Below are 26044 nucleotides of genomic sequence, written 5' to 3' on the forward strand. Positions count from 1 at the left end.
ATGACCTATGCGCACACCGACCACGTCCCGCACAGCTTCTGGACCCGCTATGTGTGGAGCCAGGACCACAAGGTGATCGCCGTGCAGTACGCGCTGACGGCCATCGCGATCGGCCTGGTCGGCCTCGTCTTGTCGGACCTGATGCGGTTGCAGCTCGGCTTTCCGGGCAAGTTCGCGTTCATCGACGCGAACCACTACTACCAGTTCGTCACCATGCACGGGATGATCATGGTGATCTACCTGCTGACGGCGCTGTTCCTGGGCGGTTTCGGCAATTACCTGATCCCGCTGATGCTGGGCGCGCGCGACATGGTGTTCCCGTTTCTCAACATGCTGAGCTACTGGGTCTACCTGCTGGCCGTGCTGGTGCTGGTGGCGAGCTTCTTCGTGCCGGGCGGGCCGACCGGCGCGGGCTGGACGCTGTATCCGCCGCAGGCGATCCTGCCGGGCACGCCGGGCGTGGAATGGGGCATCGTGCTGATGCTCGTGTCGCTGGCGATCTTCATCGTCGCGGCCACGATGGGCGGCCTGAACTACGTGACCACCACGCTGCAGGCACGCACGCGCGGCATGACGCTGATGCGCATGCCGCTCACGGTGTGGGGCATCTTCATCGCGACCATCATGGCGCTGCTGGCGTTTCCGGCGCTGTTCGTGTCGGCGGTGATGATGCTGTTCGACCGGACGCTCGGCACCAGTTTCTTCATCCCGGCCGTGGTGTCGATGGGGCAGACGCTCAAGCATGCCAGCGGCAGCCCGCTGCTGTTCCAGCACCTGTTCTGGTTCTTCGGGCATCCGGAGGTCTACATCGTCGCGCTGCCGGCCTTCGGCATCGCGTCGGATCTCATCAGCACGCACGCGCGCAAGAGCATCTTCGGCTACCGGATGATGGTGTGGGCCATCGTCATCATCGGCGCGCTGAGCTTCGTGGTCTGGGCGCACCACATGTTCATCGCCGGCATGAATCCGTACTTCGGCTTCTTCTTCGCCACCACCACGCTCATCATCGCCGTCCCGACCGCCCTCAAGGTCTACAACTGGGTGCTGACGCTGTGGCGCGGCGATATCCACCTGACCGTGCCGATGCTGTTCGCGATCGGCTTCATCAGCACCTTCGTGCTGGGCGGGCTGACCGGGCTCTACCTCGGCAACGTGAGCGTGGACATCCCGCTGTCGAACACGTATTTCGTGGTCGCGCACTTCCATATGGTGATGGCCGTGTCGCCGATCCTGGTGGTGTTCGGCGGCCTCTACCACTGGTACCCGAAGGTGACCGGCCGCATGCTCGACGACACGCTCGGGCGCGCGCATTTCTGGATCACCTTCGTCGGCACCTATGCGATCTACTTCCCGATGCACTATCTCGGCATCCTCGGCATGCCGCGGCGCTATTACGCGTATCAGGGCTACAGCTTCATTCCGCATTCGGCGCAGACGCTCAACACGTTCATCACGATCGTCGCGCTGATCGTCGCGGCGGCGCAGTTGCTGTTCCTGTTCAACCTGGCGTGGAGCCTCGTGCGCGGCCGGCGTGCCGACGGCAACCCGTGGCGGGCCACCACGCTCGAATGGCAGACACCGCAAACGCCGCCCGTACACGGCAACTGGGGCGCGGCGCTTCCCATCGTCTACCGCTGGGCATACGAATACAGTCCGCCGGGGCAGGAGGAAGACTTCGTGCCGCAGAACCAGCCGCCGGCGACCGCGCCTGAACCTGAAGCGGCCCGCCCGACGCTGCACCCCGGCGAGGCACACGAATGATCACGCTGCCGCGCCCCTTCGTTCCCGATGCGCCACCCGGCTTGCCGAATGCGGGCCGCACGGGGCTGGCCGTCTTCATGGCGGTGGCCACGACGTTGTTTTCGCTGCTGCTGCTCGCCTATGCGATGCGCATGCGCGAATCCGACTGGCAGCCGATCCCGCATCCGGCGCTGCTGTGGTGGAACACCGGCGCGCTGGCGCTGGCCAGCATCGCGATGCAGCGCGCCCGGCGGATAGGCCTGTTCCGCACGGTGTGGCTGCTAACCGGCGGCGTGCTGGCGGCCGTGTTCGTGATCGGGCAACTGACTGCGTGGCACATGTTGGCGGCGGCCGGGGAGACCGTCACCGTCAATCCGTCCAACAGCTTCCTCTACCTGCTCACCGGCCTGCACGGGGTGCATGTGCTGGGCGGGCTGGTGGCGTGGGGTGTGACGATGGCGCAGCTCCGGCGCGCGGACCCGTTCCGGGTCCAACGGGCTATCGCGCTGTGCGCGCTCTACTGGCATTTCCTGCTCGCCGTCTGGCTCGTGCTGCTGGCGGCGATGTGGTGGCTGACCCCCGGGATCGTCGCCGCGATCTGCGGGCCGCTGTATGGAGCCGCGCCATGACCGCGCCCACGGTTCATACCGAATCCGCGGCCGAATCGCCTGCGGCCCCGTCCGCCGACGCGCGGCCCGACGGCTGGCGCGGCATCGTCACGGACTGGTCGTCCGACCGCGAAGCCTTCCGGGTGCCGTGGGGCAAGGCGATGATGTGGATTTTCCTGCTGTCGGACACCTTCATCTTCAGCAGCTTCCTGATCGGCTACATGACGGTGCGCATGTCGACCACGGCCCCGTGGCCCGATACCGCGAAGGTGTTCGGGCTCAGCGTGGGCGGCGTGGAAGTGCCGTTGCTGCTGATTGCGATCATGACGTTCACGCTGATCAGCAGCAGCGGCACCATGGCGATGGCCGTCAACTTCGGCTACCGGCGCAACGCGCGACCCGCCGCCGCGCTGTTGCTGGCGACCGCGCTGCTGGGCGCGACCTTCCTGTCGCTGCAGGCGTTCGAATGGAGCAACCTGATCTTCCGTGAAGGGATCCGCCCGTGGGGCAACCCGCTCGGCGCGGCGCAGTTCGGTGCGTGCTTCTTCACGATCACCGGGTTCCACGGCTTTCACGTGACCTGCGGCGTGATCTACCTGCTGCTGATCGCACGCAAGATCCTGCAGCCGGGGTTTACCGAACACGGCAACTTCCAGATCGTCGAGATTGCCGGCCTGTACTGGCACTTCGTCGACCTGGTGTGGGTGTTCATCTTCGCGCTGTTCTATTTGTGGTGAGGCAGCCATGGAGCACACCGATCCCGCCGATCGACCCGACGCCGCGCACGGCCAGCAGCATCCGATCGGCCTCTACCTGAAGATCTGGGGCCTGCTGTTCGTGCTGAGCACGTTCTCGTACCTGGTCGACTACTTCAACGTGCAGGGCCTGATGCGCTGGGTGCTGATCGTCGTGCTGATGATCGCCAAGGCCGGGCTGATCGTGTCGATCTTCATGCACATGATGTGGGAACGGCTGGCGCTGGTGTACGCGATCCTGATCCCGCCGCTGTGCCTGCTGGTGCTCATGGTGCTGATGGCGGCCGAAGCGCATCACACGTTCGGGATGCGGGAGTTGTTCTTTCGCTGATGGCTTCGCTGGCCGCGCGTTGGCCGACGGGCGCCTCGCATCGCGATGGGCACGGTACATGCGCCATCGGTGGACGCAGTTTCGGAGCGGACGGCGTCCCCGGACATCCGTTCATGCAAACCTGAAGGGAGGACCCCATGAAATTTTCACGCCGACGCTTTATTGCAGTGACCACCGTTCTCGCCTCCGCGCTCGCCGTTGGACGCCGCGCGGCGGCGGATGCCGGTGCCGGTATCGTGCAGGAAACCGATGCAAATGCCCGGGCGCTCGGCTACAAGGCAGATGCCAGCCGGGTCGACCATGCGAAGTACCCGAAATTCCAGGCGGGCGAAGCCTGTGCGAACTGCCAGTTCTTCCAGGGCAAGGCCGGCGCCACGACGGGGCCGTGCGCGATTTTCGGCGGCAAGCAGGTCAATGCGAAAGGCTGGTGCAACACTTATACGAAAAAGGCGTAGCGAAGGAGGGATGGCCTGATTCCACTTGCATGCAGGATGGTTTGCCGGATTTCTTTCAGGGGCGTGAGACTGTCCATGATTCGTCGTCGACATTCTCTGTCTCCCGAGATCGCTTTCACTCAGGAACACTGCCAAACGGCAATTTCGATCACAGTGCGCATTAGCGAGTGACTTGCGTGCGCGCGTCGCTCCTTCAGGTCGCGTCACCGCAAAGGCTGGCACTTCCTCGCATTCCGCGTATCGGTGCTGCCGCCGGCAGGCGATGCGCCGCGTTCCTTCAACGATGCCCGAAACGTCCAGGCGAAAGCGAGACCGAGCAGACCGGAGATGCAGTACCAGGGTAGTGCAGGGGCGGGCACGACGTCGGAGACGAAACCGAACATCGCGGGAACGGACGCAATCGCAATCTGGTTGATGGCCATCGCCGCACCGAGCACTTCACCGACTTGCCCATCCTCTGCGCTGTCCGACAGCCAGACTACCCAGGGTCCGTACCAGCCGAAACAGCACACGCCGATCAGCGCCGAGAACGCGCCGACGACCCAAGGTGCCGAATGCGCTGGAAGCGAAGCCGCGGTGATCAGCGCAACGGGCGTCACGCCGAGACACAGCGTGACGAGCCGGCGCTTGCCGTCGGCGACGCGATCGCTGATGGCCGACAGCGCGATCCGGCCTACCGAGCCGCTCAACTGCACGATGAACAGCACCCACGCGGCATCGGTCGGCGAATAACCGAAACGACGCTGCGCGAAGATCGCCCAGAAAATCGAGATCGCGGTTTGCGCGCCGACGAGCACTGCGCCGACGACGGAGATTCGCCGGAATCCGGCGTCGCGGAGATGGGGCATCAGGCCACGCCGGGCCGGCGCGGATGCACGCTGTGCGTGGCGGGGCGAATTTCGGAAAACGGCGCCGTACACGATCGCGGATGTCGCGAGCACGGCGCTCGCGCCGAGCATCGCGCGGGCCCAGTCCGTGTGGATGAGCAGTGCGGGGAAGAGCGCCGCCGCCAGTGCACCGCCAAGCGGTAGCGCAGCCTGCCTGACACCCATCGCGAGCCCGCGCTCGCCGGGCGGAAACCAGTGATAGATCGCCCGGCTGCCGCCCGGCTGAACCGGGCTGTAGCCGACGCCGATCATCAGCATGCCGGCGACGAGCCCCCCGTAGCCGGAGGACAGTGCAACGAGCGTCATCGCGACGCTCAATATCGCCAGGCCGAGGACGACGGGCCAGCGCTCTCCGTATCGATCCAGCATGCGCCCGACGAGGGCGAGGCCGAGAATGGGGGCGACGTTCGAGAATGTTGCGAGGCCGCCGATCTGGCCGAGCGAAAGTCCGAACGTCTTCTGCGCGAACGTGCCCCACACACCGATTCCCTGACTCGCGAGCGCCGCGGTCAGTTGCGTCAGTGTCGATACGCCAAGCACGTACCACCGATAATCTGCTGACTTCAACCGGACAACTCCGTTCGAGGCTCATGCGAATTCCGGCTGACGCGGGCTCGCGAGGCGGTCGAGCCGCGAGCGTCAGCATTCAGAGCGTAAGGGGGAGCGTCGATGCGTTATGTCGTCGGCGGGCCAGGACTGTCGATTTCCTGCCACTCGGCCGCGCCACGGCGCCGCAGATGCCGCGGCGACAGGCCGAAGGCCTTGCGCATCGAGTAGGCGAAATGAGGGGCCGAAGCGAAGCCCACGGTGTTCTGGATGTCGATTACCGGCAAGGTGGTCGAGAAGAGCAGGCGCTTCGCTTCGACGAGGCGTGTATCGAGTACGTACTGGCCGATCGAGCGCCCCTGTTCGGCCTGGAACCATCTCGACAGCGTCCGTCCGGATGTGCCGAACTGACGCGCGAGCGTCGTGCAGGACAGATCGCCGTCGAGGTGCTCGCCGATGTAAATCCTGACCTCGCGCACGATGTCCGCCGGCTCGCGCGAGCGCGACGGCAGGACGGACGTCATGATGCGACCGGCCTCCTGCAGAATGAGCAGGTCGAGTTCGTACGGCCCGAGAAGCGGGCCGGATTTTCGCGCGAGATGCGCACGCATGCGCAGCAAGTCGGAGAGGAGCAGCGAAGCTCCCCATTTCTCCGAACGTTGTATTGGCGAGCGCAGATCCGCATTGACCCGCGGCATCAGGCTGTCGATGTTCAGGTAGTAGCAGAGATGGCGCTGTCCGGGCGTTGCGGATACGTGATGGATGTGCCGTTCGGGAACGAACCAGAGACTCCCGCTCGCCAGCACCTCGCCGCGCGTCTGGCGTGGCGATGACACCGAGAAGATGCCGTCGAGCGGGACAAACAGCATGTCGCAAGGATGGGCATGCGGGCCATTCGAATAGTGGCCCTGATTGTCGCAGACGACGTCAAAATCGATGTTCATTGCAACGCGTCGGTCAAAAGGAACCTGTGAAGTGTAGGACGAAAGCGGGAAAGGGGAACTGCACCAGGATCCACGAAACTTCGGATACGGGCCGCAACGGGAAATTCGAAGTATGGAAATCGGAATCTTCGTCAGCGTATCGCACCCACCGCGATTGCTGGACATGACAGTGATCCGATGAAATCCACGATCGTGGCCGTGACCTCCCGAGGCCGCTCGAGGCTCGGCAAATGGGCGGTACCGGTTATGGGGTGGAAGATGCCGCCAGATAGGGTATTCGCGACGTAACGACTGCGCTCCTGAATGCCGGGAAGGTCAAGATCACCGCACATCACCAAGGTCGGGACGGAAATTTCCGCCAGGCGCCCATATGCAATCGGAGCATCCGCGTTCATGCCCGCCGGGGGCAAACCGAGAGCGACAGCGTTCATCTCGTCAAACAGCTCGCGAGCCTCACCTGTCACGCGCCCGTCGTGCTGAAGCGGGCCGTCAAGCCAGAGACTCGCGCGTATTGCAATGGCTTCGTCAATATGGCCGTTGGCCTCAGCGTCGGCTAAACGGGCGATCAAATCGTCAACCTGCGCCGCATGGATGAGTTTTGGCGCGCCGGTCACACTCGGCGCAACCAGAACAAGCGCGCGAACACGTGACGGATATCGAAGCGCTGCGTCGAGTGCTATTCCGCCTCCTTGCGAGCAGGCCACCAGTATTGCAGGAGAGCCGTCTGTCGCCGACTGGATCACGGCGATCAGATCCTCGACGGAAGAATGAGCCTCTGCTTCAGCAGCTGTTTCTCCAAAGCCTCGCCGATCGTAGGCAACGGCCTGGAGATTCGCGCCGATTTCGCGCATCTGGTGGTCCCACATCCGGCGGTCCGCGACGCGTGCGTGCAGAAACACAATCGGGGCGCCACGACCGACGACTTCGGTCGCCAGTGCAGCGCGACCGGACTTGACATGAAAGCTGTTCGTCATGCGCTATCCAATATCCGGGAATGGACGTGACCGCCGCAGCGCGGGTGTTTCGTTTCCGTCGTCAAACGGGTCCAGCCAGGGATGGCGGACCGCGAGCGCATCGAGCATGCGCGACGTCCAAACCGGGTTCCGGCTTGAGCGAACCGCGTGCCAGGCGAAGTAAATCACGACCGCCAGCCGCCTGCCCATGACGCCCCCAGGGTCGTCATGGAAAACTGTATGAATATACAGTATAGTGTCCGTCGAAATCGAGCCGCACGGGTACAACCTTGCGGCACGTGCGCCGCGCCTGCGGGCATCCGCCGCAGCGTTCCGGCACCGTGAACTCTGGCTAACTCATTCAGACGGGCAGGCAAATTGTCATCCAGCAATCTGATCCGCATTCGCGGAGCACGTCAGCACAACCTCAAGAATCTCGACCTCGACCTGCGCACCGGCGAGATGACGGTCGTCACCGGCCCGTCGGGCTCCGGCAAGTCGAGTCTCGTGTTCGACACGCTGTACGCGGAAGGCCAGCGACGCTACGTCGAGACGTTCAGCGCGTACGCACGGCAGTTCCTCGACCGGATGGACCGCCCGCAGGTCGAGCGCGTCGACGGCGTACCGCCCGCGATCGCGATCGACCAGACCAATCCGGTGCGCAGTTCGCGCTCGACCGTCGGCACGATGACCGAGCTGAACGATCACCTGAAGCTGCTGTATGCACGCGCGGCCGAGCTGTTCGATCGCCAGACCGCGCGGCAGGTGCGGCACGACACGCCGGAGACGATCTACGCGGAGCTCGTCGCGCGCACGCAGGCGGACGATCCGCGCGTCGTCGTCACGTTCCCGGTCGAATTGCCTGAAACGGTGTCCGACGAAGAAATCGCGCAGTGGTTGTCCGCGAGCGGCTACACGCGCGTGCAGGCGCGGCGCGAGGTCGCGTCGCCCACCGGGCTGCGCAAGGTGCTCGACGTGGTGGCCGACCGCTTCCGCGTGCAGAACACCGACAAGGTGCGCGTCGTCGAGGCGATCGAGGCGTCGCTGAAACGCGGCGGCGGTCGCGTGAACGTGTACGTGCTCGCGGCGGAGCCGGAGCAGGCGGATGGCGCGGCCGCCGAGCCGCAGGTGTGGCGTTTCTCCACCGGGCTTCACGATCCCGACAGCGACCTGCGCTACGCGGAGCCGCAGGCGGCGCTGTTCTCGTTCAATTCGGCGTACGGCGCGTGTGAAACCTGCCGCGGCTTCGGCCGCGTGATCGGCGTCGATCTCGGCCTCGTGATCCCCGACGCGCGCAAGACGCTGCGCGGCGGCGCGATCAAGCCGATGCAGACACCGGCCTGGAAGGAGTGCCAGGACGACCTGATGCGCTACGCGGCGAAAGCCGGCATCCCGCGCGACACGCCGTGGGCAGAGTTGTCGGACGCCGAGCGCGACTGGGTCGTCAACGGTTCGCCGGACTGGAACGGCAAGTGGCAGAGTCAGTGGTACGGCGTGAAGCGCTTCTTCGGCTATCTCGAGTCGAAGGCGTACAAGATGCATATCCGCGTGCTGCTGTCGAAATACCGCAGCTACACGCCGTGCGACGTGTGCGGCGGCGCGCGCCTGAAGACGGAATCGTTGCAATGGCGGCTTGGCTCGAAAGAGAACGCCGACGGCGTGCTCGCGCCGGCCGGCCGCTTCATGCCGCGCGGCGTCGACTGGAGCCGCGCGCAGCTCGAAGCGCTGCCGGGCCTGACCGTGCACGACCTGATGCTGCTGCCGATCGAGCGCATTCGCCGCTTCTTCGATGACATAAGCTTGCCGAGCGCGCTGCTCGACGATGCGTTGAAGCTGCTGCTCGCCGAGGTGCGCACGCGCCTGAAATACCTGTGCGACGTGGGGCTCGGCTACCTGACGCTCGACCGGCAGAGCCGCACGCTGTCGGGCGGCGAGGTGCAGCGGATCAACCTGACGACGGCGCTCGGCACGTCGCTCACGAAAACCCTGTTCGTGCTCGACGAACCGAGCATCGGTCTGCATCCGCGCGATCTCACACGGATCGTCGAGGCGATGCAGCGGCTGCGCGACGCGGGCAATACGCTGGTCGTGGTCGAACACGATCCGTCGGTGATGCTTGCGGCCGACCGGCTGATCGACATGGGGCCCGGCCCGGGCGAGCGTGGCGGCACGATTGTCTACGACGGCACGCCGGGCGACATCCGGTCGGCGCACACGCTGACGGGCGAGTATCTCGGCGGCCGCAAGCATGTCGCGCACGCATCGAACTGGGCGCGCCGGGTGGTTGACGCGAACACGCCGCGCATCGTGCTCGAAGGCGCGAGCGAACACAACCTGCGCGACGTGACGGTCGAGATCCCGCTGCAACGGCTCGTCTGCGTGACGGGTGTGTCGGGGTCCGGCAAGTCCACGCTGCTGCAGGACGTGCTCTATCCGGCGATGGCGCGGCATCACGGCAAGGCGACCGAGTCGCCGGGCGCGTTCCGCAGCCTCACGGGCGCCGACCAGGTGGGCGATGTCGTGTTCGTCGACCAGTCGCCGATCGGCAAGACCACGCGTTCGAACCCGGCGAGCTATGTCGGCGCGTTCGACGAGATCCGCAAGCTGTTCGCGAAGGCGCCGCTCGCGCTGCAACGCGGCTACGGCGCCGGCACGTTCAGCTTCAACTCGGGCGACGGCCGTTGCCCGACCTGCGGCGGCTCGGGCTTCGAGCACATCGAGATGCAGTTCCTGAGCGACGTCTACCTGCGCTGCCCGGACTGCGACGGCAGCCGCTACCGCGCCGAGATTCTCGAAGTGCGCATCGAGCGCAACGGCCGCGCGCTGAGCATCGCCGACGTGCTGGATCTCACCGTCAGCGAAGCGGCCGCGTTCTTCGCGACCGACGCCGAGGTGCTGCGCGTGCTGCAGCCGATCGTCGACGTCGGCCTCGAATACGTGAAGCTCGGCCAGCCGGTGCCGACACTGTCGGGCGGCGAAGCGCAGCGCCTGAAACTGGCCGGCTTCCTCGCCGAATCGGCGGCGGCCGTCAACGGGCGCCGGGTCGTCACGGAAGAGGCGCGCATCGCGCGGGCGAAGCTGTTCATGTTCGACGAGCCGACCACCGGGCTGCACTTCGACGACATCGCGAAGCTGATGCAGGCGTTCGGCAAGCTGCTCGCGGCCGGCCATTCGCTGATCGTGATCGAGCACAACCTCGACGTGATCCGCGCGGCCGACTGGCTGATCGATCTCGGCCCGGAGGGCGGCGACGGCGGCGGTCTCGTGCTGTGCGCGGGCACGCCCGATGACGTGAAAGCCTGCGCCGCATCGCATACCGGCGTGGCGCTGCTGCAGTACGACCGCGCGATGGACGCCGAGCTGGCGCTCGCCGACGAAGGCAAGCCGTTGCAGGCCGTGCTGAACGCGGCGCGCGAGCGGCGTGCGATCGAAGGCGAGGACGTCGTGCGGATCGTCAACGCGCGCGAGCACAACCTGAAGGCGCTCGACGTCGACATCCCGCACGGCAAGTTCAACGTGATCACCGGCGTGTCGGGTTCCGGCAAGTCGACGCTCGCGTTCGACATCCTGTTCCACGAAGGCCAGCGCCGTTACCTCGAATCGCTGAACGCATATGCGCGCTCGATCGTGCAGCCGGCCGGCCGCCCGGAAGTCGACGCGGTGTACGGCATTCCGCCGACCGTCGCGATCGAGCAGCGGCTGTCGCGCGGCGGGCGCAAGAGTACGGTCGCGACCACGTCCGAGGTCTGGCACTTCCTGCGGCTGCTGTACGTGAAGCTCGGCCTGCAGCATTGCATCCACGACGGCACGCCGGTTACGTCGCAATCGGTCGAATCGATCGCTGCGCAGTTGCTGCGCGACCATCGCGACGAGCACGTCGGGCTGCTCGCGCCGCTCGTCGTCAACCGCAAGGGCGTGTATACGGATCTCGCGAAGTGGGCGAAGGCGCGCGGCAGCACGCATCTGCGGGTCGACGGCGAGTTCGTGCCGGTCGATCCGTGGCCGAAGCTCGACCGCTTCCGCGAGCACACGATCGAGCTGCCGGTGGCCGATATCGTCGTGTCGCCCGATAACGAAGCCGAATTGCGCCGCGTGCTCGACGAGACGCTCGAGCTCGGCAAGGGCGTGATGCATCTGCTGGCGCCGCTCGACGGGTTGCACGATGCGATGCAGAACGATCATTCGACCGCGCGCGTCGGCACGGTCAAGGTGCTGTCGGTCAAGCGCGCGTGCCCGGTGTGCGGCACGAGCTACCCGGAGCTGGACCCGCGGATGTTCTCGTACAACAGCAAGCATGGCTGGTGCACGACCTGCGTCGGCACCGGCGTCACGCTCACGCGCGAACAGCGCGCCGCGTACGACGACACGGTGCTCGCCGAGGACGGCCGCGGCCGCGAGCAGACGCTGCCGTCCGACGAGCAGGAACCGGAAGGCGTCGGCAACGAGCCGTGCCCGGATTGCAACGGCACGCGGCTGAATCCGTCCGCGCGCGCGGTCACGTTCGACGCGCATCCGATCGTCGAGGTCGCGCAATGGACGGTGTCCGACACGCGTCGCTGGATCGACGGGCTGGAACTGACGGGCCGCGACGCGCAGATCGCGCGTGACATCGTCAGCGAGATCGGCAGCCGCCTCGCGTTTCTGGAGGAAGTCGGGCTCGGCTACCTGAGCCTCGATCGCGCGGCGCCGAGCCTGTCGGGCGGCGAAGCGCAGCGCATCCGGCTCGCCGCGCAGCTTGGCAGCAACCTGCAAGGTGTCTGCTACGTGCTCGACGAACCGACGATCGGCCTGCATCCGCGCGACAACCAGATCCTGCTGGACGCGCTGCGCAAGCTCGGCGACAAGGGCAATACGCTCGTCGTCGTCGAGCATGACGAGGACACGATCCGCCGCGCCGATCACATCATCGACGTCGGGCCGGGCGCGGGCAAGCGTGGCGGCACGCTGGTCGCGCAGGGCGCGGTCGCGGATCTGGCCGCGCAGTCCGATTCGGTAACCGGGCGCCTGCTCGCGCAGCCGATGACGCACCCGCTGCAGCCGCGCCGCAGCGTGAGTTTGCCAGGCAAGAAGGGCGGCGCCGCGGTGCCGGACGCGTGGCTGACCGTGCATGGCGCACGGCTGCATAACCTGCGCGACGTCACGGTGGGCATTCCGCTCGCGCGGCTCGTCGCGGTCACGGGCGTGAGCGGCTCGGGCAAGTCGACGCTCGCGCGCGACGTGCTGATGACGAACCTGCTCGACGCGGTCGGCCGCTCGGTGCTGTCGTCGCCGGCCACGCGGCGCGCACGCAAGGCCGTGCAGCAGGACGCGCCGGCCACCAACCGTCGTTCGAGCGTGCTGGCGCGCAGCGCACCGCGGCCGTCGCTGAACGTCACGCACGCATGGCAGGGCTGCGAGTCGCTGAGCGGCTGGGAGCAGATCGATCGCGTGCTCGAAGTCGACCAGACGCCGATCGGCAAGACGCCGCGCTCGTGCCCGGCCACCTATATCGGCGTGTGGGACACGATCCGCAAGCTGTTTGCCGATACGCTGGAAGCACGGGCGCGCGGCTACACGGCGTCGCGTTTCTCGTTCAATACCGGCGACGGGCGCTGCCCCGCATGCGAAGGACAAGGCGTGCGCACGATCGGCATGAGCTTCCTGCCCGACGTGAAGGTGCCGTGCGACGTGTGTCACGGGCAGCGCTTCAACCCGGAGACGCTCGCCGTCACGTGGCGCGGCCGGAACATCGGCGACGTGCTGACGATGGAGATCGACGAGGCGGTGGCGTTCTTCGCACCGATCTCGAACATTGCGCATCCGCTGCAGCTGATGAAGGATGTCGGCCTCGGCTACCTGACGCTCGGCCAGCCGTCGCCGACGTTGTCGGGCGGCGAGGCGCAACGCATCAAGCTCGTCACCGAGCTGACGAAGGTGCGCGACGACATCACGCGGCGCGGCCAGAAGGCGCCGCACACGCTGTACGTGCTCGACGAACCGACGGTCGGCCTGCACATGGCGGACGTCGCGAAGCTGATCCGTGTGCTGCACCGGCTCGTCGATGCGGGGCACAGCGTCGTCGTGATCGAGCACGACCTCGACGTGATCGCGGAAGCCGACTGGATCATCGATCTCGGGCCGGAAGGCGGGGTGGGCGGCGGCACGATCGTCGCGGCGGCGCCGCCGGAAGCGCTCGTGCAGGTGAGCGCCAGCCATACCGGACAGGCGCTCAAGCCCGTGCTGGCGCGGACGGGTTCGGATGAGGGAGAAGCCGAGCGCGAGGGAGAAGCGCGGGTAGGGTGAGCGTGATGCTTCGTATCGACGGCTCCGGAGACGGGTGATGGTTTCTCTCAGCCAACTGGCAAGTGGCTGAGGCCGCGCCGCGATCCGGCCCAAGCACCCCTCTCTTTGAGGGGTGTTTTTTTGGGCGGCAACTGTCGACGCGAGATGCAGCCGCCGCGCCATGCGCCCGACCAAGTAAGGCATCCATTGTTAATCCGGCTCGAATACTGAGTTGGGTGCAAGGGGGATACGAGAAAGCGCACCGCATCGTTAGGATGAATGTCGTTGGCCGACGGACGTCTCCGGATCGTCCAGTCATTCTCTAACCGCATCAGGAGTGCAATCTTGGCGACCTATATCGTCTTCACGCATGAAAGCACGCAGGACCAACACGAACTCGACATCTACCAGAGCAAGGTCGGCGCGACGCTGGCCGGCCACCCGGTGAAGGTGCTGGCCGCGTATGGCCCGCAGGAAACGCTCGAGGGCGACGGCCCGGAGGGCGTGGTGATCGTCGAGTTTCCGTCCAGGGACGCCGCGCGCGCGTGGTACGACAGCCCGGAATACCAGAGCGCTGTGCAGCATCGCTTCAAGGGCGCACGCTTTCGGGCCGTGCTGGTCGAAGGTGCCTGACCGGGCCGGCGGGGGCTGCTCGCCGACCGCTATTACAACCACGCCATCGACGAAACCGTATCCGTGCATGCGATTGCGTCGTCGCCGTCCTCAATGAAATGCCAGGCATGGCAACAGGATGTCGAAAGTCTGGCTGACCATCGGTAGCGCCCTCGGACTCGGGCGCACTGTCATTGGCTGTCGGATAGTATTCGGGTCTGTAGCAATCAAAACACGTTGCTGCACCCGTTCCTGCCGTTTCTCGGGATCATCTCCACCGTGGCAGTCTTGCGCGGCCAGCGTCACATTCCAACCTCGATCACGGGCCTGCGTCATCACCTGAGTAATCAGCTGCCATTCCCGAATGGGGAGGCCTTGCGGTGACCATGCTGACGAGGCATGACGTTTGTGACACAAGCAAGATCAACCATTCGCCGAGCCAATCAGCCTCGTCGAGCCTTTCTGGAACCCTCTCTCATGCTTTCGAAGAAATCCCGTATCTTCATCGTGGCCAGCGCCATTTTCACGGCCCATGCAGCCGCACAATCCCCCGCGCCGGCACCGATTCCCGAACAACTGCCGTATGACATCCCGTACGGTCCGCCCATTACGCTGGCACAGGCGCGCACGGCGATGGCGGCCGCCGAAGCAGAGGCCCGACACCGCAACTGGAAATACGCGATCGCCGTCGTCGACAGCGGCGGGAATCTGGTCTCGTGCGACAAAATGGATGGGACGCAACTCGCATCCACCGATATTGCGGAAGCCAAGGCGCGGGCATCGGTGCGTTTCCGCAGGCAGACCAAGGACATGCAGAACGCGATCAACAACGGCGGCGCGACCGGCAACCTCAGCATCCCGGGCATTCTCGCGGGGGAGGGCGGTATTCCGATCGTGGTTGGCGGGCAACTGATCGGTGCGATCGGGACCAGCGGTGGCGCGGGTGTGCAGGATAGCGTGATCGCGGCCGCGGGTGCGGCGGCAGTCCGGTAAATCGCCGCACGACGGGCCGGCAGTGATATAAGCCGATTATTCTTTCAAAATAATAATAAAAACCTGACGTTTTAATTTCATTCAGTCTCGCGCGTATCCGAGGCCGACTGCGGCCCGATGGATTCGCCCCGCGTCAGACGGGATTGACCGTTCGACTCGGTCGCGAAAATACGCGATTCGATCGATATCGCTACACTTCCCCCTTTGCGATGAAAATTTGAACCGGTTGCTGGATGCAAAAATGGAACCGGTTCCATTCACTGGCCGGATTATGCATAATCCGGCCAGATAAGAATTCGCATTGCATGGCATGTGCAATACTTGGTTCAGCCGGTCATGGTCGTTTGCCGGTGCTGTCGGACGGGTTACGCACTGCCGGTGGGGGAGGCATTCCGTTGTTTCGCGCGGAGCGACTCCCGTCGCCGATCATTTGCAAGAAAGCCTGCGAGCAACCTCTCGCCAAAAAGACGAAAACGACATGGCCCCTAACGATCATGACACGCGCGTCATCGCGCGCGCCGGCATTACCCGGCGAGCAGCCCTGAAAGTGATGGCGGCAGCACTGACGCAAGTCGGGCTGCTCACCGCCGCGCCCGGATACGCATTCGCGCAGCAGCCGTCGCTCGACGCCAAGACCTTTCTCGCACTGTCGCAAGCACTGACAGGCCACACGAATCTCGACCCGATGACGGCCAGACGCCTCATCGACGCGTTCCACCGCACGGACGCCGGTTTTGCCGCGCGGGCGGCCGCGCTGGCGCAACGCATGCGCGCCGGGCAAACCCCGGGGCAACTGCTGGCCGATGCCGATGGCGCGGGCCTGCACGACACCGCGCTCGCGATCGTCGCCGCGTGGTACACGGGCACCGTCGGTCATGGCCAGAAGGCCGTGATGGTCACGTATGCGGATGCGCTGATGTACGGCACCGTCCACGACGGGATGAGCGCGCCGACCTACTGTTCGAACGGCCCGCTGTGGTGGACCGCCGAACCGCCGCCGGCCGATGTCGCGCCGCCGCGCAAAGCAGTCGCGTCAGCCACTTCACAGCACCCGCAAACGCACGCCTGAATCTCATGAAAACTCCTGTATTTGAATCGAACGGCGACGTGTCGGCCGACGTCGTGATCGTGGGATCCGGCGTGGTGGGCGGCTTGATCGCCGACCAGCTGGTGAGCCAGGGCCACTCGGTGCTGATCCTCGAATCCGGCCTGCGCATCGAGCGTGGGCAGGCGGTCGAGAACTGGCGCAACATGCCGTTCGACAATCGCGTCGGCTCCGACTTCCAGGGGCTCTACCCGCAGGCGCCGAATGCGCCGGCCCCGCTGTATTTTCCGAAGAACAACTACGTCGGCCTGAGCGGCCCGGACGGCCAGAGTTTCCAGCAGGGCTACCTGCGCACGGTCGGCGGCACGACCTGGCACTGGGCCGCGTCGAGCTGGCGGCATCTGCCGGTCGATTTCCGGATGAAGTCGACGTATGGCGTCGGCCGCGACTGGCCGATCGCCTATGAGGAGCTCGAGCCGTACTATTGCCGTGCGGAAGACGAGATGGGCGTTGCCGGGCCGAGCGACCCGGCGATGCAGTCGCCGTCGCAACGCAGCCGCCCGTATCCGATGGACATGGTGCCGTGGGGGCATGGCGACCGGCGCTTCGCCGAAATCGTCAACGCGCACGGCTACCGGTCGATCCCGATTCCGCAGGCGCGCAGCACGCGGCCGTGGCATGGCCGCCCGACCTGCTGCGGCAACAACAACTGCCAGCCGATCTGCCCGATCGGCGCGATGTACAACGGCATCCACCACATCGAGCGCGCGGAACGCAAGGGTGCGAAGGTGCTCGCCGAATCGGTCGTCTACAAGATCGACACCGATGCGAACAATCGCGTGACGGCCGTGCATTGGTACGACGCGTCGCACAAGTCGCACAAGGCGAGCGGCAAGCGGTTCGTGCTCGCCTGCAACGGCATCGAGACCCCGCGCCTGCTGCTGCTGGCCGCGAACGAGCGCAATCCGCACGGCATCGCGAACGGCTCGGACCAGGTCGGCCGCAACATGATGGATCACTCGGGCTTTCACTGCACGTTCCTCGCGAACGAGCCGATGTGGCTCGGCCGTGGCCCCGCGCAGAGCAGCTGTATCGTCGGTCCGCGCGACGGCGATTTCCGCGGACAGTATTCGGCGAACAAGATGATCCTGAACAACATCTCGCGCGTCGGGCCGGCGACGCAGCAGGCGCTGAAGCTCGGCCTGGTCGGCAAGGCACTCGACGAGGAAATCCGGCGGCGCGCGATCTACGGCGTCGACCTGTCGATCAGCCTCGAACCGCTGCCGGATCCGAACAACCGCCTGACGCTCAGCAAGACGCGCGTCGATCCGCTCGGCCTCGCGTGCCCGGACATCCACTACGACGTCGGCGACTACGTGCGGCGCGGCTACGACGCGGCATGCAAGCAGCTGTCGCACATCGGCAGCCTGTTCGACGCGGTCGAATTCAACATCACGACGACGCTGAACGCGAACAATCACATCATGGGCGGCACCATCATGGGCTCGGATCCGAAGAACTCGGTCGTCGACGGCGACTGCCGCGCGCACGACCATGCGAACCTGTGGCTGCCGGGCGGCGGCGCGATGCCGTCGGCGTCCGTCGTCAACACGACGCTGTCGATGGCGGCCCTTGGCCTGAAGGCCGCGGATTCGATTTCCGCCAGCCTCGCGAAGGGTTGATGCGATGACACATACGATTCAACGACACCGTCGCGCGCGGCGCGGCGCCGGGTATCGCGCGGCCATCGCAGCCGGCCTGTTCGCGCTTGTCGGCAGCGCATCCGTGTTCGCGCAGGATGCGTCGGCCGGCCCGGCTTCGACATCGGCAGACGCCGCGCTGATCGAAAAGGGCCATCAGCTCGCGATCGCGGCGGACTGCATGGCATGCCATACGGCGCTCGACGGCGGCAAGCCGTTCGCGGGCGGATACGGCATCGCGTCGCCGATGGGGCAGATCTATTCGAGCAACATCACGCCGTCGAAAACGGCCGGGATCGGCAACTACACCGAAGCGCAGTTCGCAAGCGCGCTGCGCGAAGGCGTGCGCGCGGATGGCGCGCATCTGTATCCCGCGATGCCCTATACGTCGTACAGCGGCCTCAGCGACGACGACGTGCACGCGCTTTACAGCTACTTCATGCATGCGGTGAAACCGGTCGACGAACCCGCGCCCGCCACGAACCTGCCGTTCCCGTTCGGCATGCGCATGGCGATGGCGGGATGGAACATGCTGTTCCTGACGAACAAGCGTTTCGAAGCCGATCCGGCCCACGACGCGCAGTGGAATCGCGGCGCGTACCTGACCAACGTGCTGGCGCACTGCAGTGCGTGCCACACGCCGCGCAACGTGCTGATGGCCGAAGACTTCGGCCGCAACCTGGGCGGCGCGCAGCTCGGCGCATGGTATGCGCCGAACATCACGTCGGATCCGGTGAGCGGCATCGGCGCGTGGACCGACGCCGAGCTGGTGTCGTACCTGAAGACCGGCCGCGCACCGGGCAAGAACCAGGCGGCCGGGCCGATGGCGGAAGCCGTGCAGAACAGCCTGCAGTATCTGTCGGACGCAGACCTGAAATCGATCGTCTCGTATCTGCGCAGCACGAAGCCGATCCGCGACGACCGCGAGTCGGTGCCGGCATTCGCGCACGGGCAGGCGGCCAGCAGCGAAGCGACGTTGCGCGGCGCATCCGCGCTGAATGCGAACGGCACGCTGACGACGGGGGCGGCGCTGTTCAGCGGGTACTGCGCGAGTTGCCACCAGGCCAACGGCAAGGGCAGCCCGAGCCAGGCATATCCGTCGCTGTCGAACAATACCGCCACCGGCTCGCGCAATCCGTCGAACCTGATTGCGGCGATCCTGTACGGCGTCGATCGCGAGGTGGGGGGCGAGCACGTGCTGATGCCGTCTTTCGGTGAGGATTCCTATGTCCAGCCGCTCAAAGACGATCAGATCGCTGCAATCTCGAACTACGTGCTTGCGCAGTACGGCAATCCGGACGTGACCGTCACCGCGGACGACGTTGCCGTCGTGCGCAGCGGCGGTCCGGTTCCATTGCTCGTGCGCGTCCGGCCGCTGATGCTGCCTGGCGCAGTGGTTGTCGTGCTGATCGCGCTGTTGGGCGTCGCATTCTGGTGGCGCCGCCGCCAACGCACGCCGCTGGCCAATCCGCCGCAAGGTAAGGCCGGCTGATTCGGCGAACCGCCGCGTCAGTGCGGCGCGAAAGCAGGCATCGATCCCGTTGCGCAAGTCGACGGGTATCGAGCCTGCTTTCGCATTTCAGGTCAAAAGCGGGGCGCGCGCAGTCGCGTGCCGCTGCATCACGCGGTATGCCATCACGCTTGCGGCGCGACGGATGCGCCGCTGATGCCATGCCGCCGCAGCGAATCCGCGACGAAGCCCGACGCCTTCATTTCCTCGACGAACGCATTCAGCGCCGCCGCGGCCGCTTCGCCGCGACTCTTCGGCACGCCCATGGCCTGCCGGATCACCATGAACCGCTCGTCGAGCAGGCGCAGGCCGGGCGTCTTCGCCGCGTCGGCCTCGAGTTGCTGCTTCACGCCCGCCGCGACTTCCAGGTGCTGCTCGACGAAGGTCTGCACGACGGCCTGCGACGTCGGCGCACGCACGATCTGCGCGGCCTTCAGTTCGCGCGTGAGGAACAGGTCGTAGGCGCTGCCCTTGCCGACGGTCACGCGGTTGTCGGGTTGGTCGACGTCCGCATTCGTGCGGATCGGCGAAGCGTCGCGTACGAGATAGAACCCCTCGATCAGCACATACGGCGCGGTGAACGCGACCGTTTCGCCGCGCAGCGGATCGACCGCGAAGAATCCGAAATCGGCACGCTCGTCGGTCAGTGCCTGCACCGACTTTCCGGCGGCGTCGAACACCACGAGCTCCAGCTCGGCCGATAGGCGTTCGGCGAACGCGCGCGCGAGGTCGATCGATACGCCGAACGGTTCGCCCGTCGCCGGGTCGCGATTCGCGAGGATCGGGTTGCCGAGATTGATCGACGCGCGCAGCTTGCCGGTCGGCGTGAACGCGGAGAGGACGGAAGGGGCGAGGGACATGGGCGGCTCGTTGCGGTCGTAAGGGCAGGGTTCGGGGCGTGTCGATACGCGACAGTACGCCGGCATCGAGCTTATCACCTGGCTTTCGTCATGGAACAGCGTCGAGCGGCTCAGGCCCGCCTTCGTCGCCAGTTCGGAGCGGCGATACCTCTACCTTCTCCGGACCTCGTTGCCCGAACCGCAAGCGATGAGGTGACAGACAGATAAGGGTCGAGCGGCTCCTCCGAGGGGCGATTGGGTGCCGGAAAATGGGCTGGATCGGGTTGCTTTGCGTCAGCGGCTGCTTCCGGTTGACCGTACCTGCCCCCCGCCGGCGGCGTCCAGCCAGGCGCGGCGGGCCTTGATCTGCCCGGCAACCGCTAGAATTGCGGTTTTAGTCCGGAATACGTCCATGTCTTTTGCCTCGCTCGGCCTGATCGATCCCTTGCTGCGTAATCTGCAGGACCTCAATTACCAGGCCCCTACGCCGGTGCAGGCCAAGGCGATTCCTGCCGTGCTCGATGGCAAGGACGTGATGGCGGCGGCCCAGACCGGCACCGGCAAGACGGCGGGTTTTGCGCTGCCGCTGTTGCAACGGCTGGTGCAACACGGCCCGGCGGTGTCCAGCAACCGCGCGCGCGTGCTGGTGCTGGTGCCCACGCGTGAGCTGGCCGAACAAGTGCTGCAAAGCTTCATCGCTTACGGCCAAGGCCTCGACTTGCGATATCTGGCGGCCTACGGCGGCGTGAGCATCAACCCGCAGATGATGAAGTTGCGCAAGGGCGTGGATGTGCTCGTGGCCACGCCGGGCCGTTTGCTGGATCTCAACCGCCAGAACGCGGTGCAGTTCGATCAAGTACAAGCGCTGGTGCTGGACGAAGCCGACCGCATGCTGGATCTCGGCTTTGCGCGCGAACTCAACGCCGTCTTTGCCGCGTTGCCCGCGCAGCGCCAGACCCTGCTGTTTTCGGCCACGTTTACCGACGATATCCGCGCGATGGCGGCGAGCATTCTGCGTGGCCCGGTCAATATCAGCGTCAGCCCGCCCAATGCCACGGCCAGCAAGATCAAGCAGTGGGTCGTACCGGTCGACAAGCGGAACAAGCCCGACCTGTTCATGCACCTCGTGGCCGAGAACAAGTGGGAGCATGCACTGGTGTTCGTCAAGACCCGCAATGGCGTGGATTACCTGGCGGCCATGCTGGACGAAGCGGGCTATGCGGTCGACACCATCCACGGCGACAAACCGCAACCCGCGCGCCTGCGTGCGCTGGAACGCTTCAAGACGGGCGAAGTCCAGATGCTGGTCGCCACCGACGTGGCAGCGCGCGGGCTGGATATCGACGACCTGCCGCTGGTGATCAACGTGGATTTGCCGATCGTGGCGCAGGACTATGTGCACCGTATCGGCCGTACCGGCCGCGCAGGCGCCAGCGGTGTGGCGGTGTCCCTGGTGTGCGCCGACGAAGCGCCGCAACTGGCCGCGATCGAAGCGCTGATCCGGCAAACGCTGCGGCGCGAAGAAGAGCCGGGTTTCGAGGCCGAACACCGTGTGCCGGAAACCAGCGCGACGGGCCAGATCATCAAGAAACCCAAAAAGCCCAAGAAGCCCAAAGTGCCGCAAGCTGCGTCGGGTGCCATGCCGGTGCCTGCCAAAAAGCCGCGCCCGCAAAGCGGCGAGAACAAGCGCAAGCCTGCGGCGCAGCGGGCTGGGGCTGCGGGTAAGGGCGCGAGCTTGTCCAGTGGCAGTCCATTCAGCGCGCAGAAGCCGCGCAGCAAGCCTGCCGGCAAGCCCGCTAGCAAGCCCGCTGCGGGTTCACGCAAGCCGGCCGGCAAACCCGCCGGCGGTCGCGGCAAGCGCCAGCCTTGATTTGTGGAGGAGTCATGCCAGCCATGGAACATGGCTGGCGGTTCGGGGCCCGCAGGCGGCTTCAAGGATGCTGCGTGCCGTCACGAGCGGCCGTTCGAGCACGCTAGCGTAAGGCGGTCACCCCCGATCGCGGGCGAGGAGCTTGCGGCGCATGAAAGCGGCTGAGGCTGCACTCAATCATTGGTGTGCAGGTTCGTATTCAGCCCACCCCAGCGGGAGGCGTCCGTCGGAAGTGCCTCGACCGCACCGGTCTGACTGTTTCGACGAAACAGCCAGCCGGATTGACCGGATAGCTGTCTTGCCGGCACGACGGTGCCATCGGGCATCTTCACTTTCGTACCCGCGGTGACGTAAAGACCGGCTTCGACAATGCACTCGTCTCCAAGTGAAATGCCGATGCCTGCGTTCGCGCCGAGCAGGCTGCGCTCCCCGATGGCGTTCTTGCTCTTGCCTCCGCCCGACAGCGTTCCCATGATCGACGAGCCAGCGCCGACGTCCGAATTTTTGCCGACCGTCACACCCGGTGTCACGCGTCCCTCGATCATCGATTCGCCCAGTGTGCCTGCGTTGAAGTTGACGAAGCCTTCGTGCATGACGGTCGTACCACTTGCCAGGTGGGCGCCGAGCCTCACGCGATCAGCATCGGCGACCCGCACGCCGTCGGGAACGACGTAGTCCGTCATCCGGGGGAATTTGTCTACGGAGGTCACGGTGAGATGATGATGCTCCGAAGCCAGCCGATCCCTAAGGTCATCTACATTTCCGGGGAACACCGGGCCTGCTGACGTCCAGGCAACATTGGGCAACAGGCCGAAAATGCCGTCGAGATTGATTTCGTTTGGCCTGACCGATCGCTCGGACAGCAGGTGTAACCGCAGATAGGCTTCCTCGGTCGAGACCGGAGGGGCTTCCAATGCCTCGATCACCACGTCGACGAAATCACCCGAAATGAGGCCGACCTTCTCGGCAAGACAACCGCGACGTTTTCCGGTGCCTGAGGCGGGAAACCAGACATCAATGGTCTTGCCCGTGGCCGTGTCACGATATCGGTGGCCAGTTCGATGAATAGCCATGGAGGGTTCCTCTTTGAAAATGCGACGATTGATCTGGAAACACCGGTTGCGAATGCTGTCGCTCGACACCGCCAGCTAGGGGGATCATGGCGGCCGTTTGTTGACGAGCGGTCCTTTAGCGATATTCCTTTGGGGCGGACTGCTCGAGCAAGATCGAAGCCGTGATGGCATCGATTCGCACGGATGCGGTCTCCAAACGAGCTAGGTCAAGCTCGGGACGCACTTCGTCAATGAGCGCGCAATCGATATAGTTCGGGTAACGAAGCTCGATCATAAGCGTTTCGATGTTTGGGCGCTGTCTAGCTGGACGACATGCTGCGATCCTCTTCGCATTCGTGAAGACTTCTGCCCATTTCGCCGGTTGACGTCAACATCAAGATCGTCGGCTCCCGGCCGATTCTGAAATGGCAGAGCGCAGATCGTGAAGTCGCGTGGTGCGATTATGGCGCCGGTACCTTGGCCTCGCACGATAAAACCGTGATTGCCTCCTCAAGCGGCAACGTAACCTGATCGCCATTGCGGTTGCGGATGCTGACCGTTCCATTCTGTTCGTCGCGTGCCCCTACGGCAATCAAGAACGGAATCTGCAATTTCCGGGCGTCAATGATTTTTCGCTCCAGTCGCTCGGCACGGCAGTCAGCAACGACGCGCAGTCCCGCGCTTTCAAGCCTCTGGACCACCCGCATCGCGTAGGGGGCGTGCGCATCGCTGATACTCGCCACGACAATCTGTTCGGGCGCGAGCCATACAGGCAACCACCCGTCGTAGTGTTCAAGCAGTATTGCGATGAAACGCTCCATGCTGCCCAGCACGGCGTGATGCACCATGACCGGCGTCTCTCGTACGTTTTCCGCGTTGATGAAATACGCGGACAGCCGATCGGGGAGCACGAAGTCCAGCTGAATCGTCCCGCATTGCCATTCCCGGCCGCGACTGTCAGACAGCTTGAATTCGAGCTTGGGTCCATAAAAGGCACCTTCGCCCTCGGACAGTTCGAATGCCAGACCGGCCGCACGAGCCGCGGCCGCGAGCGATGCTTCGGCTTGATCCCACACTGCCTCTTCGCCGGCCCGTTGCATCGGCCGCGTCGCCAGCGCGACCGTGACGGACGAAAATCCAAGGTCCGCATAGACCGCGCTCAGCAACTCGCAAAAGCGCACGACTTCATTTTCGATTTGCGATTGCGTGCAGAACACATGCGCATCGTCTTGCACAAACGCACGCGTGCGCTTGAGTCCTTCCAGCGAGCCAGAGGGTTCGTCGCGGTGACACGCACCGAACTCGCTATAGCGAATCGGCAACTCACGATATGAACGTAGCCCCTGATTGAACACCTGCACATGACATGGGCAACTCATCGGTTTCAGACACAGCGCCAGCGCATCGTCGTGATCGGCATCGGCCGATGGCTCGATCAACGATCGCTCGGGTAGCGCATACATTTGCGAGCCGAACTTGTCCCAATGCCCACTGCGTTCCCACAACTCGCGAGCCAGTAGTTGCGGCGTGCGGATCTCGCGGAAGCCCGCGCGGCGCATTCGCATTCGCACGTAATCTTCCAGCACGCGGTACAGCGCCCAGCCGCGTGGATGCCAGAAAACCATACCCGGACCTTCCTGCTGCTGATGGAACAGGCCGAGTTTGCTCCCGAGAATGCGATGATCGCTGTCGTTCATGATGACTCCGTGTTGGTATGTGCTGACAACACACGGAGCGCCATAAACGCCAAGGGCCCCGTCCGTTGCCGGCGGGGCCCTTGAAGGTATGCAACTGCCAAAACTACCGCGCGCACCCTCCAGACGACCCGCCGTTGCCGGTGGTCGTCGTGGTGGTGATGCTCGCGAGGGAAATAAATTGGCGTTGCATGAATCCACGATAAATCAAGTGAGCAGGTCGCGTCAATTGTATGGAGATCATCGACTCGGTAAATCAGCGCGACGATGACATCTTCAAATGCATGCGAGCGGCTGCTTCTGGACGTGCGGGAACGACCGAATCCGGATGTGTCGAATGCTTCTTCGGGGTCATTTCCCCAAAGAGCGCCAGTAGATCCACGCGTAGCTTTCGTGGACGGGCATTATCAAATAGAGCGACTGTTGCATCAGTGGCGCGGCGTTTGTGGATGCTGCAGCAGGTTGCGTGCGCACGTGACCGGGAAAAATTGCGTTGTGCGCCGAAGTCGACAGTCGTGCTGACGTGAGTGCGCGAACTACGCCTTCTGACCAGATTTCAGTGGTCGCAACGACAAGTTTTCGGCACGGAAGCGACGTTCATCACGGTGATCTGGCAATATGCGTCGACAGACTTCAGACAGGGCGCCCCATGCACATCGCGATTCTGACGTTCCAGGGCTTCAACGAACTCGATTCCCTCATCGCACTTGGCGTGCTCAATCGAATCAAGAAGCCCGACTGGCGGGTAACGCTTGCCTGCCCGGAGCATTTCGTCACGTCGATGAATGGTGTAACCGTGCAGGCGCAGTCGACGTTGGCGGATGCCTGCACGGCGGATGCCGTCATCGTCGGGAGCGGCATTCAAACCCGGGAGGTCGTCAACGACGCCACGCTGATGGAGCAGTTGAATCTCGATCCTGCCCGGCAACTGATTGGTGCCCAATGTTCGGGCACGCTGGTTCTCGCAAAGCTCGGCTTCCTCGGCAACATCCCGGCCTGCACGGATCTCACGACCAAACCCTGGGTAGTCGAGGCAGGCGTCGACGTCCTCAATCAGCCATTCTTCGCGCAAGGTAACGTCGCAACCGCAGGTGGCTGCTTTGCTTCGCCGTATCTGGCCGCATGGATCATTGCGCGCACGGAAGGCGAGGAAGCCACGCGGAGCGCACTGCACTACGTTGCGCCGGTCGGCGAGAAGGACGAGTACGTTTCCCGTGCGCTCGCGAACATCACGCCTTACCTGCCGTAG

Annotated in this window: 20 protein-coding genes; 13 read left to right on the forward strand and 7 right to left on the reverse strand. The window is 64.8% G+C overall.

Annotated elements, in window-relative coordinates; genetic code table 11:
- The 5 genes from ctaD to QZM67_RS07890 all read left to right on the forward strand — a co-directional run bounded on the left by ctaD (nt 1) and on the right by QZM67_RS07890 (nt 3889).
- On the forward strand, nt 1–1761 hold the full coding sequence (gene ctaD, locus QZM67_RS07870; RefSeq protein ID WP_301801649.1) for a cytochrome c oxidase subunit I: 1761 nt from the start codon (nt 1–3) through the stop codon (nt 1759–1761).
- Nucleotides 1758–2369, forward strand: a complete 612-nt coding sequence (locus QZM67_RS07875; RefSeq protein ID WP_301801651.1) for a cytochrome c oxidase subunit 3 — start codon at nt 1758–1760, stop codon at nt 2367–2369. The genes ctaD and QZM67_RS07875 overlap by 4 nt, the downstream gene beginning before the upstream one ends.
- Nucleotides 2366–3085 carry a heme-copper oxidase subunit III family protein gene (locus QZM67_RS07880; protein ID WP_175020717.1) on the forward strand — a complete coding sequence of 240 codons (720 nt, stop codon included), beginning with the start codon at nt 2366–2368 and terminating at the stop codon, nt 3083–3085. The genes QZM67_RS07875 and QZM67_RS07880 overlap by 4 nt, the downstream gene beginning before the upstream one ends.
- A gap of 7 nt (nt 3086–3092) precedes the next feature.
- Nucleotides 3093–3434: a cytochrome C oxidase subunit IV family protein gene (locus QZM67_RS07885; protein ID WP_043184330.1), complete on the forward strand. Its 342-nt coding sequence runs from the start codon at nt 3093–3095 to the stop codon at nt 3432–3434.
- 137 nt (nt 3435–3571) lie between these two features.
- The gene (locus QZM67_RS07890) at nt 3572–3889 is read left to right on the forward strand and encodes a high-potential iron-sulfur protein (protein ID WP_301801653.1); all 318 of its coding nucleotides are present in this window, start codon (nt 3572–3574) and stop codon (nt 3887–3889) included.
- Nucleotides 3890–4092: 203 nt separating this feature from the next.
- On the opposite strand, the gene QZM67_RS07895 is transcribed toward QZM67_RS07890, so the two are convergent.
- The 3 genes from QZM67_RS07895 to QZM67_RS07905 form a co-directional block, all read right to left on the reverse strand.
- Complete coding sequence (locus QZM67_RS07895; RefSeq protein ID WP_301801655.1) at nt 4093–5343, reverse strand: MFS transporter; 1251 nt, start codon at nt 5341–5343, stop codon at nt 4093–4095.
- A 107-nt stretch (nt 5344–5450) separates the two neighbouring features.
- Entirely contained in the window at nt 5451–6266 is an 816-nt protein-coding gene (locus QZM67_RS07900; protein WP_301801656.1) for an AraC family transcriptional regulator, read from the reverse strand.
- A gap of 131 nt (nt 6267–6397) precedes the next feature.
- Complete coding sequence (locus tag QZM67_RS07905; RefSeq protein WP_301801659.1) at nt 6398–7240, reverse strand: alpha/beta fold hydrolase; 843 nt, start codon at nt 7238–7240, stop codon at nt 6398–6400.
- 357 nt (nt 7241–7597) lie between these two features.
- On the opposite strand from QZM67_RS07905, the gene uvrA reads away from it, so the two are divergent.
- The 6 genes from uvrA (at nt 7598) to QZM67_RS07935 (ending at nt 19322) form a co-directional block, all read left to right on the forward strand.
- Nucleotides 7598–13501, forward strand: a complete 5904-nt coding sequence (gene uvrA / locus QZM67_RS07910) for an excinuclease ABC subunit UvrA (RefSeq protein WP_301801661.1) — start codon at nt 7598–7600, stop codon at nt 13499–13501.
- 324 nt (nt 13502–13825) lie between these two features.
- Nucleotides 13826–14113: a DUF1330 domain-containing protein gene (locus tag QZM67_RS07915; RefSeq protein ID WP_175020711.1), complete on the forward strand. Its 288-nt coding sequence runs from the start codon at nt 13826–13828 to the stop codon at nt 14111–14113.
- A gap of 456 nt (nt 14114–14569) precedes the next feature.
- On the forward strand, nt 14570–15085 hold the full coding sequence (locus QZM67_RS07920) for a heme-binding protein (RefSeq protein WP_235995718.1): 516 nt from the start codon (nt 14570–14572) through the stop codon (nt 15083–15085).
- 478 nt (nt 15086–15563) lie between these two features.
- Nucleotides 15564–16154: a sugar dehydrogenase complex small subunit gene (locus QZM67_RS07925; RefSeq protein ID WP_301801664.1), complete on the forward strand. Its 591-nt coding sequence runs from the start codon at nt 15564–15566 to the stop codon at nt 16152–16154.
- Nucleotides 16155–16159: 5 nt separating this feature from the next.
- A complete protein-coding gene (locus tag QZM67_RS07930; RefSeq protein WP_175020710.1) occupies nt 16160–17812 on the forward strand; it encodes a GMC family oxidoreductase in 1653 nt (550 codons plus the stop codon).
- A gap of 4 nt (nt 17813–17816) precedes the next feature.
- Nucleotides 17817–19322 (forward strand): cytochrome c, encoded by a 1506-nt coding sequence (locus QZM67_RS07935; RefSeq protein ID WP_301801665.1) that lies wholly within the window; start codon nt 17817–17819, stop codon nt 19320–19322.
- Nucleotides 19323–19465: 143 nt separating this feature from the next.
- Here the strand turns inward: QZM67_RS07935 and QZM67_RS07940 are convergent, their stop codons facing one another.
- Nucleotides 19466–20200 (reverse strand): ABC transporter substrate-binding protein, encoded by a 735-nt coding sequence (locus QZM67_RS07940; RefSeq protein WP_301801666.1) that lies wholly within the window; start codon nt 20198–20200, stop codon nt 19466–19468.
- Between the two features lie 391 nt (nt 20201–20591).
- Here QZM67_RS07940 and QZM67_RS07945 point away from each other — a divergent pair, with 391 nt between their 5' ends.
- Nucleotides 20592–22049, forward strand: coding sequence for a DEAD/DEAH box helicase (locus QZM67_RS07945; RefSeq protein ID WP_301801667.1), 1458 nt, complete (start codon nt 20592–20594; stop codon nt 22047–22049).
- 173 nt (nt 22050–22222) lie between these two features.
- Here the strand turns inward: QZM67_RS07945 and QZM67_RS07950 are convergent, their stop codons facing one another.
- The 3 genes from QZM67_RS07950 to thrS form a co-directional block, all read right to left on the reverse strand.
- Nucleotides 22223–23122, reverse strand: coding sequence for a DapH/DapD/GlmU-related protein (locus QZM67_RS07950; RefSeq protein ID WP_175020706.1), 900 nt, complete (start codon nt 23120–23122; stop codon nt 22223–22225).
- Nucleotides 23123–23237: 115 nt separating this feature from the next.
- On the reverse strand, nt 23238–23396 hold the full coding sequence (locus QZM67_RS07955; RefSeq protein ID WP_301801668.1) for a hypothetical protein: 159 nt from the start codon (nt 23394–23396) through the stop codon (nt 23238–23240).
- A 166-nt stretch (nt 23397–23562) separates the two neighbouring features.
- The gene (gene thrS, locus QZM67_RS07960; RefSeq protein WP_301801669.1) at nt 23563–24798 is read right to left on the reverse strand and encodes a threonine--tRNA ligase; all 1236 of its coding nucleotides are present in this window, start codon (nt 24796–24798) and stop codon (nt 23563–23565) included.
- 646 nt (nt 24799–25444) lie between these two features.
- Between thrS and QZM67_RS07965 the strand changes: the two genes are divergently transcribed.
- Nucleotides 25445–26044, forward strand: coding sequence for a DJ-1/PfpI family protein (locus tag QZM67_RS07965; RefSeq protein ID WP_301801670.1), 600 nt, complete (start codon nt 25445–25447; stop codon nt 26042–26044).

The sequence above is a fragment of the Burkholderia sp. AU45251 genome, assembly GCF_030482905.1.
In the GTDB taxonomy this organism is placed as follows: domain Bacteria; phylum Pseudomonadota; class Gammaproteobacteria; order Burkholderiales; family Burkholderiaceae; genus Burkholderia; species Burkholderia aenigmatica.